10 protein-coding genes and 1 tRNA gene are annotated in these 12051 nt (G+C 42.2%); 5 read left to right on the top strand and 6 right to left on the bottom strand.

Going from position 1 to position 12051, the window contains the following annotated elements; translation table 11 throughout:
* Positions 1-4: 4 nt before the first annotated feature.
* From ygeA to BEA93_RS01385, 5 genes are all read right to left on the bottom strand, one after another.
* On the bottom strand, positions 5-697 hold the full coding sequence (gene ygeA, locus BEA93_RS01415) for an amino acid racemase (protein WP_001516999.1): 693 nt from the start codon (positions 695-697) through the stop codon (positions 5-7).
* A gap of 130 nt (positions 698-827) precedes the next feature.
* Positions 828-2246, bottom strand: coding sequence for an arabinose-proton symporter AraE (gene araE, locus BEA93_RS01410; RefSeq protein ID WP_000256427.1), 1419 nt, complete (start codon positions 2244-2246; stop codon positions 828-830).
* Between the two features lie 314 nt (positions 2247-2560).
* Positions 2561-3322, bottom strand: coding sequence for a 2-dehydro-3-deoxy-D-gluconate 5-dehydrogenase KduD (gene kduD / locus BEA93_RS01400; RefSeq protein ID WP_000602501.1), 762 nt, complete (start codon positions 3320-3322; stop codon positions 2561-2563).
* Positions 3323-3351: 29 nt separating this feature from the next.
* Positions 3352-4188 (bottom strand): 5-dehydro-4-deoxy-D-glucuronate isomerase, encoded by an 837-nt coding sequence (gene kduI, locus BEA93_RS01395; protein ID WP_000383241.1) that lies wholly within the window; start codon positions 4186-4188, stop codon positions 3352-3354.
* A 288-nt stretch (positions 4189-4476) separates the two neighbouring features.
* Positions 4477-5658, bottom strand: a complete 1182-nt coding sequence (locus BEA93_RS01385) for an acetyl-CoA C-acetyltransferase (protein ID WP_000656046.1) — start codon at positions 5656-5658, stop codon at positions 4477-4479.
* A 255-nt stretch (positions 5659-5913) separates the two neighbouring features.
* Between BEA93_RS01385 and BEA93_RS01380 the strand changes: the two genes are divergently transcribed.
* From BEA93_RS01380 to BEA93_RS01360, 5 genes are all read left to right on the top strand, one after another.
* Positions 5914-7143, top strand: a complete 1230-nt coding sequence (locus BEA93_RS01380; protein WP_000036848.1) for an amino acid permease — start codon at positions 5914-5916, stop codon at positions 7141-7143.
* 458 nt (positions 7144-7601) lie between these two features.
* Positions 7602-8234 carry a helix-turn-helix transcriptional regulator gene (locus BEA93_RS01375; RefSeq protein ID WP_001517001.1) on the top strand — a complete coding sequence of 211 codons (633 nt, stop codon included), beginning with the start codon at positions 7602-7604 and terminating at the stop codon, positions 8232-8234.
* A 344-nt stretch (positions 8235-8578) separates the two neighbouring features.
* On the top strand, positions 8579-9394 hold the full coding sequence (locus BEA93_RS01370; protein WP_061090704.1) for a winged helix-turn-helix domain-containing protein: 816 nt from the start codon (positions 8579-8581) through the stop codon (positions 9392-9394).
* A complete protein-coding gene (locus BEA93_RS01365; protein WP_001517003.1) occupies positions 9381-9863 on the top strand; it encodes a hypothetical protein in 483 nt (160 codons plus the stop codon). The genes BEA93_RS01370 and BEA93_RS01365 overlap by 14 nt, the downstream gene beginning before the upstream one ends.
* 664 nt (positions 9864-10527) lie before the next feature.
* Positions 10528-11934 carry a winged helix-turn-helix domain-containing protein gene (locus BEA93_RS01360; RefSeq protein ID WP_105224348.1) on the top strand — a complete coding sequence of 469 codons (1407 nt, stop codon included), beginning with the start codon at positions 10528-10530 and terminating at the stop codon, positions 11932-11934.
* 39 nt (positions 11935-11973) lie between these two features.
* Here BEA93_RS01360 and BEA93_RS01355 read toward each other — a convergent pair.
* Positions 11974-12047, bottom strand: a tRNA-Gly gene (locus BEA93_RS01355).
* Positions 12048-12051 lie beyond the last annotated feature (4 nt).

The following is a 12051-nucleotide window of genomic DNA, read 5'->3' as shown; positions in this document are numbered from 1 at the left end:
TCAGTTACGACAGCATAAAGGCAACCGCATCCTCGGCATGGATCGCTGCAGTATCAAATACGGGAAGAACGCTGCGTTCTTCAGGCACCAGTAAACCAATTTCTGTGCAGCCGAAAATCACGCCCTGCGCGCCCTGTTCTGCGAGGCGAGCAATCACTTGCGCATAATAAGCGCGCGATGCTTCGGTAAATTGCCCCAGACACAGCTCTTCAAAAATAATCTGATTAATTTTCGCCCGTTCATCTGCTTCAGGCACCAGACAATCGATAGAAAATTGCTCCGCCAACCGCCCACGATAAAAATCCTGCTCCATAGTGTAGCGCGTGCCCAGTAGCGCTACGCGCGTCATTCCGGCGCGGCTGATTGCTCGTCCGGTGGCATCCGCAATATGTAAAAAAGGCAGCGAGCAACGGGATTCGATGACATCTGCCACTTTGTGCATCGTATTGGTACATAACACAATGCCCTCTGCACCCGCCCGCTGTAAGCCAATCGCCGCCTCTGCCAGAATCTCCCCGGTTTTATCCCATTCACCACGACGTTGACACTCTTCTATTTCATGAAAATCGACGCTATGTAGCAGCACTTGCGCAGAGTGAAGTCCACCAAGCCGCTGTTTAATGCCTTCATTTATCAGGCGATAGTAAGGGATGGTGGATTCCCAACTCATTCCCCCCAGCAAACCAATTGTTTTCATTCCTCTCTCCTGTCTTGTGAGTTACCGCAGCGAGGCAGAATAAAGGACGTAACGAACGCCTCAACGGCCAGGTGCCCGATCTCTATTAGCGAAAAAAAGGCCGGATGTACAGCACATCCGGCCAGTGAAATCAGACGCCGATATTTCTCAACTTCTCGCCAGACATCAGTTTACGTTCGATATGTTCCAGCGTGACATTCTTGGTTTCAGGAATGAGCCAGAAAGTGATGCCCACAAACGCAATGTTCAATGCGGTGTAGAGCCAGAACGTACCGGCAGCGCCAATGCTGTCGAGCAACGTCAGGAAGGTCGCGCCGATAATCATGTTCGACACCCAGTTGGTGGTGGTCGAGCAAGTAATACCGAAATCGCGACATTTCAGCGGCTGAATTTCGGAGCACAGGATCCACACCACAGGCGCGGCACTCATCGCATAACCGGCAATACACATCATCGTCATGCCAACAGAGAGCCAGGACAAACCACTGGAAGCCGTTCCGTTATCAAACTGCATCAGGCAATAACCCAACACCAGAGTTCCCAACGCCATCACGCTGAAACCAATTTTCAGCGCCGGTTTACGCCCCGCTTTATCGACCGTAAAGACGGCAATAAAGGTGGCGAACATAAAGGTCAACCCCACCACCAGAGTCGCAATCATCTGCTGTTCGGTAGTCGTAAAGCCCGCCATTTTGAAGATACGCGGCGCGTAGTACATGATGATGTTCATACCAGTAAACTGCTGCATCGCCTGCAACAACATACCGAGGAACACGGCACGACGGACGTTACGGTTGATCTTAAACAGCGCCCAACCGCCCTGTTTTAATTTCAGGCTTTCACGTATTTCGTTGAGTTCTTCTCGCGCTTTTTCCGATGTATCGCGCAGCATACGCAGCACTTCTTCCGCCTCAATATGACGCCCTTTCTCCGCCAGCCAGCGCGGACTATTCGGCAGGAAGACCACCAGAATAATCAACAGGACTGCAGGTAAGGCAAGAACACCTAACATTGCGCGCCAGTTACCGCTATAGCTGAAGGCTGTATCGGATAAAAACGCCAGCACAATGCCGAGTGTGACCATCAACTGGTACATACTGATCATCTTGCCACGAACGTTTTCACTCGCCATTTCTGAGAGATAGAGAGGTGCAGTATAAGAGGCGATTCCGACAGCAATCCCCAGCACCACACGGGCGGCAATCAGCATTTCAACGCTGGTCGCAAAAGCCGACCCTATCGAACCGAGCACAAAGAGGATAGCCCCCGCCATCAGACTGTATTTACGCCCCAGGCGGAACGACAGCCAACCGTTAAACAGCGCACCGATTGCCGCGCCAAGCATCATGCTGCTGACCACCCACTCCTGCAAACGACTGGTCAGCACAAAGTGATCGGTGATGAACGGCAACGCTCCGGCAATAACTCCGATATCAAGACCGAATAACAATCCCGCGACCGCAGCAGCTACCGAAACAAACATATTCATACGCCGCGTATCGCGCAGAGGGCGCGGCGTTAAAGCAGATTCCGTATTGATAGTAACCATTTTTTCCTGCCAGCACAGAGTAAGACATAGTGAAAAAATACGTGAACAATTAACTCAGGTGTCAGGTCGGAAACATCATAAATATGGATTAAACTGCTGCTACATACTGTTATGTGATGGACATTACACTTTTAAAATTAAGTGAAATTAATGACATTATAATTAAGCATATAATTTTAAAGCAGATAAAAATCATAAAGTTTATTAATTGATAATTAATATGGATTATTTCATAACCATGATATGGATTATGCTGATTATCAGAAATAAAAAACCCCGCCGTCAGGTAGGGTCTTAATAGCAAACTGAATAAATTAACGTGCCAGCCAGCCGCCATCCACAGCAACGGTATAACCATTCACATAGTCTGAAGCACTGGAGGCAAGGAATACCACCGGCCCCATCAGATCGCTCGGTAGCCCCCAGCGTCCGGCAGGAATGCGCTCAAGAATTTCCGCACTACGTTGTTCATCAGCCCGCAATTGCTGAGTATTGTTGGTCGCCATGTAACCCGGAGCAATCGCATTAACGTTGATGTTATGTTTTGCCCATTCGTTCGCCATCAGGCGCGTCACGCCCATCACGCCGCTTTTTGATGCGGTATACGAAGGCACACGGATCCCGCCCTGAAATGAAAGCATTGACGCAATATTGATAATCTTGCCGCCGTTGCCCTGAGCGATAAAGTGTTTCGCCGCAGCCTGAGACATGAAGAACACGCTTTTGATATTCAGGTTCATCACATCATCCCAGTCTTTTTCGCTGAACTCGAGGGCATCTTCACGGCGAATCAATCCGGCGTTATTCACCAGGATATCAATATGACCGAACTCTGCTACCGCACGATCCAGCAGTGCTGGGATGCCATCAATCTTACGCAGATCGGCAGTCAGACTTAAAAAGCGACGCCCCAGCGCAGTAACCTGTTCAATAGTCTCTGTTGGCTCAACAATGTTGATGCCGACAATGTCACAACCCGCCTGTGCCAGCCCCAGTGCCATTCCCTGTCCCAGCCCGGTGTCACAACCGGTGACTACCGCAACTTTACCTTCAAGAGAAAATGCATTTAAAATCATAATAATACCTTATTCATTTATACTCGCGACTAGCGCAGATCTTTAACGGCAACGTGGTCCATATCATCAAAGACCTGGTTTTCACCGACCATGCCCCAGATAAAGGTATAAGCTTTGGTTCCTACGCCAGAATGGATAGACCAACTTGGGGAGATCACTGCCTGTTCGTTATGTATCACAATATGACGCGTTTCTTGCGGCTGCCCCATCATGTGGAAAACGCAGGCGTCATCGTCCATGTTGAAATAGAAATAAACTTCCATCCGACGTTCGTGGGTGTGGCACGGCATCGTGTTCCACAGGTTACCCGGTGCCAGCTCCGTCAGCCCCATACTCAACTGGCAGGTTTCCAGCACATCCGGCACAAAATATTTGTTAATCGTGCGGCGGTTGCTGGTGAGGTTATCGCCCAGCGTAACCGGAGACACTTCGGACGGAGTCACTTTTTTGGTGGGATACGTTGTGTGAGCAGGCGCACAGTTGTAGTAAAACTTCGCTGGAGTGGCACTATCGATGCTGGCAAAGACAACCTCTTTTGCACCTTTACCTACATACAAGGCATCGCGGTGACCGATTTCATAGCATTGACCATCGACAGTAATCGTTCCGGCACCGCCAATATTGATAACACCCAGCTCGCGACGCTCAAGGAAGTAGCTCACGCCCAGTTGTTTTCCGACTTCCCCGCCAACGGAAACCGTTTTTGCTACCGGCATAATACCGCCAACAATAATACGGTCAATGTGGCTGTAAACCATGGTGTACTCATCCGCGACGAATACCTTTTCAACCAAAAATTCATTGCGCAGCCCCTGGGTATCCAGCGTTTTCGCGTGCGCACTGTGGATGCTCTGTCTTACGTCCACATCAACCTCCGATAATCAGTGAAGCATGAAATTACAAACGATAGTGAAACATCGTTTCGTTTTCTCTTTAAAGGGATGATATGCCCATGGGATATGGTTTTCAATTAAAAATAAAACATTGTTTCATTTTCTGGAAAAGGATTGAAAAAAGTGTAGTACCGATCACGAATCAGCCAGGTAGAAGGAGAAAAGTCAGGTTTTATATGAAATGTGCATAGCGGTGCCAGCCATCATCATAAAGCAGATTGATGGCGGCAGATGTTTAACGGATAAGGAAGAAATACAGATCTAATCGTCACGCTCAATAGTTAATGCCACCCCCTGACCACCACCAATGCAGAGTGTAGCCAATCCTTTACGAGCGTTGCGTTTCACCATTTCATGAACCAAAGAAACTAAAATGCGGCACCCGGAGGCACCAATCGGGTGGCCCAACGCAATCGCGCCCCCATTGACATTGACCCGGCGTTCATCCCACTCGAGCATCTTGCCAACAGAAAGCGCCTGCGCGGCAAATGCTTCATTAGCCTCAATAAGATCGATATCGGCCAGTTGCCAGCCAACACGCTCCAGGCAACGGCGGGTTGCATACACCGGGGCAATGCCCATCAGTGCAGGATCGACACCAACGCTGGCAAAGGCGCGAATACGTGCGAGCACGGGTAAATTCAACGCTCGCGCTTTGGCTTCGCTCATCATCATTACCGCAGCAGCACCATCATTGATGGATGAGGCATTTCCCGCAGTAACAGAGCCGTGGCTATCAAATGACGGATTTAAACTGGCTAGCCCTTCTGCACTGGCATCAGTACGCGGCTGTTCATCGGTATCAACGATCAATAACTGCCCGTTGCTTTGCGTTCTGACCGGGACGATCTCATCTTTGAATCGTCCGGCGTCAATGGCCGCCCGCGCTTTTTGCTGCGAACTAAGTGCGTAGGCATCTTGTAACTGGCGGCTGATACCATATTCGCGCGCCAGATTTTCGGCGGTGACACCAATATGGTAATCATTGAATGCATCCCACAAGCCGTCATGCACCAGGCTATCAACCAATTGGCTATCGCCAAGCTGTGCTCCGGTGCGGCTATCAGTCAAAACATGCGGCGCGCGACTCATATTTTCCTGGCCACCGGCAATAACAATATCAGCCTCACCACACTGGATCGCCTGAGTGGCGAGATGCAAAGCTTTTAGTCCGGAACCACAAACATCATTAATGGTAATTGCCGAAACGCTGTTGGGAAGACCACCTTTAATCGCTGATTGCCGTGCTGGATTCTGCCCTGCTCCGGCGGTCAGAACCTGTCCCAGAATCACCTCATCTACCGCATGTGCTGCAACACCAGTGCGATCTAATAATGCTTTCACGACCAGGCTGCCTAATTCCACGGCGGAATGGCCTGCCAATGCTCCACGAAAGCAACCGATAGGTGTTCGTAACGCCCCGACAATCACAACGTCTTTCATCACAACCTCGCACCAATTAACCGCGTAATAGTAAATGATTGTTAACAACAATTATCTTAAATGTTTAAAAATAGTGATTTTTATCACAAAGGAAATTCGTCGGAATGAGGGATGGAGATACCAGGCTGGCACGCAAGGTTTGCATCTACTAACACACCAATCCACGGTTGATATAGCGTTAATCTCCCATGTCTGGCCTGGTTTATGGTAAATTGCCCTCCATTTTGTTTAATTTGTAGATGATACGTTCAAATAATGTCTAAGATTTGGTCAAAAGAAGAAACTCTCTGGAGCTTCGCACTCTACGGCACTGCCGTTGGCGCAGGCACACTCTTCCTTCCTATTCAGTTAGGTTCAGCGGGAGCGGTGGTCCTGTTTATTACTGCACTGGTCGCCTGGCCTTTAACATATTGGCCACATAAGGCCTTGTGCCAGTTCATCCTTTCTTCAAAAACATCAGCAGGCGAAGGGATCACTGGCGCGGTAACTCACTACTATGGCAAGAAGATTGGTAATCTGATTACCACTCTGTACTTCATTGCTTTTTTTGTCGTCGTGTTGATATATGCAGTGGCAATCACCAACTCACTCACTGAACAACTGGCGAAGCATATGGCCATTGATCTACGCATCCGTATGCTGGTGAGTCTTGGTGTTGTGTTGATCCTGAATCTCATTTTTCTGATGGGACGCCATGCCACAATTCGGGTAATGGGATTTTTGGTTTTCCCGCTGATTGCCTACTTTTTATTTCTTTCCATCTACCTGGTCGGTAGCTGGCAGCCTTCTTTATTAACAACCCAGGTAGAGTTCAATCAGAATACCCTTCACCAGATATGGATATCGATTCCCGTGATGGTTTTCGCCTTTAGCCATACACCGATTATTTCTACGTTTGCCATCGACAGACGTGAAAAATACGGCGAACACGCTATGGATAAATGCAAAAAAATTATGAAGGTCGCTTATCTCATCATCTGCGTGAGCGTGCTATTCTTTGTCTTTAGCTGCCTGTTATCAATTCCACCTTCATATATTGAAACGGCAAAAGAGGAAGGCGTCACCATTTTATCGGCACTGTCTATGTTGCCAAATGCCCCTGCATGGTTGTCAATTTCTGGGATTATTGTCGCGGTAGTTGCAATGTCTAAATCATTTTTAGGCACTTACTTTGGCGTTATTGAAGGTGCGACGGAATTAGTCAAAACAACGTTACAGCAGGTAGGGGTTAAAAAAAGCCGTGCATTTAACCGCGCACTGTCAATTATGTTGGTATCACTGATTACTTTCATCGTCTGCTGCATCAACCCTAACGCAATTTCGATGATCTACGCAATCAGCGGTCCGCTCATTGCCATGATTCTTTTTATCATGCCTACACTGTCTACGTACCTCATCCCTGCGCTTAAACCCTGGCGTTCCATCGGAAATCTAATTACGTTGATCGTGGGTATTTTGTGCGTTTCGGTAATGTTCTTTAGTTAATCTCTGAGGTGAATGGTTCAAAATAGTCATAATTTTGAACCATTCCAATTCTTACAATGCCTGCCCACCATTAATCCTCCCTCTGACTATTCATAGCATAAACAAGCATTATCAAGCTGTTATCATCAGTAAAAATCTGAACATCTTAAATAAGACTATTTAAGATGCTTCACTTAGATTTACAAGATATCTTCTGGTTATTCGAAAACAATTCGCAGTATAGATATTCCTAATGCATTAGGTAGTTATCTGATTTGCAATAAAGCCAATATGGTTAACCAAGTGAAATCAAACCATATTTAAAACTTAACGACGTATTCTTAAATAGTTTATTGAGAATAATATCAAATACAGATTAAACGCAAATTTCTATTAAAAGCTTATTAAATCAGAGTGTATTGACATCATCAATAACCAATGAAATTATGCGATTATCTATGAATAGGGAGGTTATTAACATGAGACTTTGTAGTAGATATAAAAGTCTTACATGCAATAGTTGCTCAATGCATTGTCAAATAATGCCAGAAAAGTCACCACGTTTGCAGTATTGTGCAAACGCATGCTTTTGTATGTGGCCCGAAGATAGTTCGTATTTTAATCGTGGTGTGGTTGAAGGCATATTAAGTAAAAACCATAACGCACGATTAAGCGGATACATTTTTGTAGATTTTTCAGTAAGTTTTTTACGTCTTTTTTTAGATAAAGACTGGATTGACTATCTTACGAGTACTGATATGGGAATTGTATTGGTAAGCGACAGGAATATGCAATCTCTTGCTAATTACTGGAGAAAACATAACCCAGCAATATCAGCCATTATATATAATGATGATGGACTGGATGTTGCTAACGAAAAGATCAGACAGTTGTTTATCGGTCGTTATCTGTCGTTTACCAGAGGCAATACGTTAACTCAAATGGAGTTCACCATAATGGGGCATATGGTCTCTGGCTATAATCCATATCAGATTGCAGAAACACTCAACATGGATATCCGTAGCATCTACGCCTACAAGCAAAGAATTGAAAAAAGGATGGGTGGTAAAATTAACGAATTGTTTATACGTTCAAACTCAGTTCAGCATTGAAACGTAACTATCAATAATCATAATTATTGTATATACGGGCATTTATAAAGATGCCCGTATTTTATATCACGCACTTTTAACGCCATTTGTTAAATATTTAGTTTAATCATGTAAGTTTTGTGTGTTATCTCAAAAGATGAAGAGACATCATGAGAGAAAAATCATAAAAACGTCGTTACAACCGTTAAATTTGTTAATACATATAGAATTTTAAGTTACATTAACATATTGCAATCATGATTATCGGAATGAATATAAAATTAATATATATTTATTAGATAAATACTAATATACTTATCAAACTATTTAATTTCAATTTTCTTGATGCCGTATTTTATTGACGTATGTACTGGATTATTAACAATAATATTGAGTTCTGGCCGGAACACAGGAAATTAATTTCGGTACATGACGCCGAGCTGAACGTCGTTCTGACAACGCCAGCAAGCAGGTGTTTATCGTTGCTACTTGAAGCTTTTCCAGATGTGGTCGCCCAACAAGATTTTTTCTCCAGAGTCTGGGAAGAAGAAGGTATGCGTGTACCGGTCAACACGTTATACCAAAACATATCGATTATCAGACGCGGATTTCGTGCGGTTGGTGAGACTACGCATTCGCTTATTGCAACCGTGCCGAGAAAAGGGTTCAAGATCAATAATGATATAAACATAGGAAGTCATACCCTCCCCCCTTCAGTAGATGTTCAAAAGAACAATTCTCCTCACAACCTGAACGTTACAGATGAGCTTAGAGACATAAATGTTGCTCCAGATAATCATGTCAGGAACATACTCTGGCGCTCTAAATTTTATTTACCAATGTTAAGTGCGTTTGGTGTAGGTTTGCTTACCGCATTTTTACTATGGAATAATAGTCAACCCAGATCATTTTTCAAAGATTACAGAACTGTTGCACAAATAAATGGTTGTCATTTTAATGTTGCAGAAGATAGCATCGATGGTTTGAAAGATTTCGATAAATATAAGAACCGTATATTAGGGTCAGGAATTGACTGTAAAAAATATCCGTGGCTATATTTTTCACTCTCCAGGTCGTCTCCGGGTTTGATTGTTATGGCATGCAAAAAAAACTACAGTAATAACGAAGTTGCCGGCTGTTTAACTCTGTCTTATCGTGAGGTTAATCGTGACTCGCTGTAAAAAAGTCCTGCTTATTGTTTTATGCTTTATCAGTGGGTTTATTTTATTCATTGCCTATCATTATTCTAAAGAACAAATCGCATATAATGAAAAATGTACGGCTAATTGGGTTATTTTTAATGACCAGGGACAAGCCAATCTTACTCTTGATTTTATGTATAATAAAAACCAAAAGACTGGAACAGTTGCACTGAGTGGCACATGGAAACAAAACACAAAGGTTTATAAAGCAATTCGACGAGATATTGAATATACATGGAGTGAAAATTATAATACTTTGCATCTCATCTCCAACAAAATAAACAAATTTGATATTATTGATCAAGTTGAGGATGATAAACTTGCACTACTCCTTCCTGATTTTTATGTCTTTTCAGGAAAAATAATAAGCTATAATATACAAAAACAACGTAATCATGGATTTCTTTTTAATATTAGTAATAGAGCAATTATGTACTGTGCAAGATAATATAATATCATTATAGAAACAAAAATGTTAAAAACAACCATTTGAATATTATTGGTACTGAAACACGCCATAATCTTTTGAAATTTATAATTCTGTACATCTAAACTCTTATACATAACTCCCTCGCGCTATAAAAACACCAATAGTACATCCCTCCCCCGCATGACAATTACTTTACATAATATTTTTGTCAGAAAACATCAAAAGCACTCTTTGGCGAAGATGCTACATTATAAAAACAGATGATTTAACGGTGCAAAAAGAAAGCGCATATGATTATCTTAACCTATTATATCAAAAACAATAGTTAGCTAATGAATAGAAGTGTTACTCATATTGTTTCTACAAACAGATTGTATCTCGATATATAGATTACCTTTTAGTATTTTATCTTTCTTAAATGAAATTAATGCTCAGTTAAGAAATGAAACACCCACTTTTTATCTATGTATTTCAATTAGTTATACACATACATGATTAACATGCATTACTTAAGAATATTTCAGATTACATTCAAAGCAATTCTGGATAAATTAATGCCAACAGTCATGGGAATTTTGTATATACAAAGTCATATACAGTTTAATGAAATATATATGAGTATCAGTCATATCTATTACTCATGCAGGACGCAAATAGCCATAAAATTCACAGAGGTTAGCTAATGGATTTAGAAATTAAATTTTCATATCATTTCCCTGATGGGATAATACTGACAGAAGATGGTATTCTTACTAAAGGGAATGAGCAATCTTACATTCCCCCCAAAGAGCTAGGTGTATTATTTGTATTGCTTGAATCTGCTGGCAATGTTGTATCAAAAGATATGATCATCGAATCCGTGTGGAAAAATGTAATTGTAAGTGATGAGTCCCTTACACGTTGTATATATTCATTAAGATGTATTTTTGAACAAATTGGTTATACCCGTTGTATAGAAACCATATATAGAAAAGGTTACCGATTCAGTGGACAAGTATTCAAAATAAAAGGAAATCAATATAATGAAGCAGGAAGCACTATTGCTTTATTCCCATTTACAACGTCTCACAGCCACCAGGATCCATTAACACTTAATCAAGAGCTTATACAGTTCATTTCAAATAAAAAAAACGATAACCTATATATATACCCAATGGCTGCAACCCAGTATTGTATAGATAATAAATCCCAAACAGCTTTTCTGGCCAGATTCAAACCAGATTATTTTATAACAGGAAGGATTAACCAACATGACACATCAAACAGCTTATATGTTGAGGTGATCGATGCAAAAAGTTTTTATCTTGTTGCCAGCACTCATCTTCAGGCTGATGATATACAAAAAATATCACAATTTATAATAAGTAACTTGTATATGGTCATGAAGGATCCTGAAACTGCACCAGGATTGATTAGCCAAAACGAATCATCTAATGAGCATGTTTTATCCAAAGAAATGTCTGCTGGGAAAAATGCACTAAATGAGTTCACACCAGAAAGCATTGTCAAAGCAATAACTATATTTGAAAACCTGATAAAAAAATACAATGCTCAGTTATTAATAAATGAATGCTATTGTCTGTTAGCTGAATGCCATATGTCTCTGGCTCTTCATGGTATATATGAACATAAACATGCTACTCAAAAGGCATTAGAATTTATAGATAAGGTATCAGATAAAGCTATTTTTGATGGTAAGATATTAGGAATTATGGGGCTGATAACTGGTCTTTCCGGACAAGCAACAACATCACGTATTTTTTTTGATCATGCACAAATAAAAATATTAGATGTCGCTTCCCTATACTACTATAAGTCACTGGTAAACATATATAATGAAAGAATTGAGGATGCAATCTCTTGTATAGAACAATCACTGTTACTTGAACCAAAAATACATAAAACTGCGGTAATAAAAAAATCCATTGATGCATATGTCTCTACAATGCAGAATAAAAAAAGCGTACTCTCTTATCACGGCACTGAGAAAGAACACCATTTAGCTATTATTAACAACATCCAAAAACTAAGGCAATTGACAAATTATAACAACACTATCGATTTTAATAATCAATATGCGGTAGCTTGATGCGTTATAAAGAAATAATATATGAGGGCGTAAAAAAACTGGAGCGGGCGAAGGGAATCGAACCCTCGTATAGAGCTTGGGAAGCTCTCGTTCTACCATTGAACTACGCCCGCTTTG

This window comes from Escherichia sp. MOD1-EC5950 (genome assembly GCF_002965345.1).
GTDB classification, from domain to species: Bacteria; Pseudomonadota; Gammaproteobacteria; order Enterobacterales; family Enterobacteriaceae; genus Escherichia; species Escherichia marmotae.
Note: the sequence above shows the minus strand (reverse complement) of the source record. Positions and strands in the feature narration are given on the sequence as shown.

Coding starts and splice junctions, on each gene's coding strand:
- ygeA (WP_001516999.1), bottom strand. CDS start 697: ATGAAAACAATTGGTTTGCTGGGGGGAATGAGTTGGGAATCCACCATC.
- araE (WP_000256427.1), bottom strand. CDS start 2,246: ATGGTTACTATCAATACGGAATCTGCTTTAACGCCGCGCCCTCTGCGC.
- kduD (WP_000602501.1), bottom strand. CDS start 3,322: ATGATTTTAAATGCATTTTCTCTTGAAGGTAAAGTTGCGGTAGTCACC.
- BEA93_RS01385 (WP_000656046.1), bottom strand. CDS start 5,658: ATGAAAGACGTTGTGATTGTCGGGGCGTTACGAACACCTATCGGTTGC.
- BEA93_RS01380 (WP_000036848.1), top strand. CDS start 5,914: ATGTCTAAGATTTGGTCAAAAGAAGAAACTCTCTGGAGCTTCGCACTC.
- BEA93_RS01375 (WP_001517001.1), top strand. CDS start 7,602: ATGAGACTTTGTAGTAGATATAAAAGTCTTACATGCAATAGTTGCTCA.
- BEA93_RS01370 (WP_061090704.1), top strand. CDS start 8,579: ATGTACTGGATTATTAACAATAATATTGAGTTCTGGCCGGAACACAGG.
- BEA93_RS01360 (WP_105224348.1), top strand. CDS start 10,528: ATGGATTTAGAAATTAAATTTTCATATCATTTCCCTGATGGGATAATA.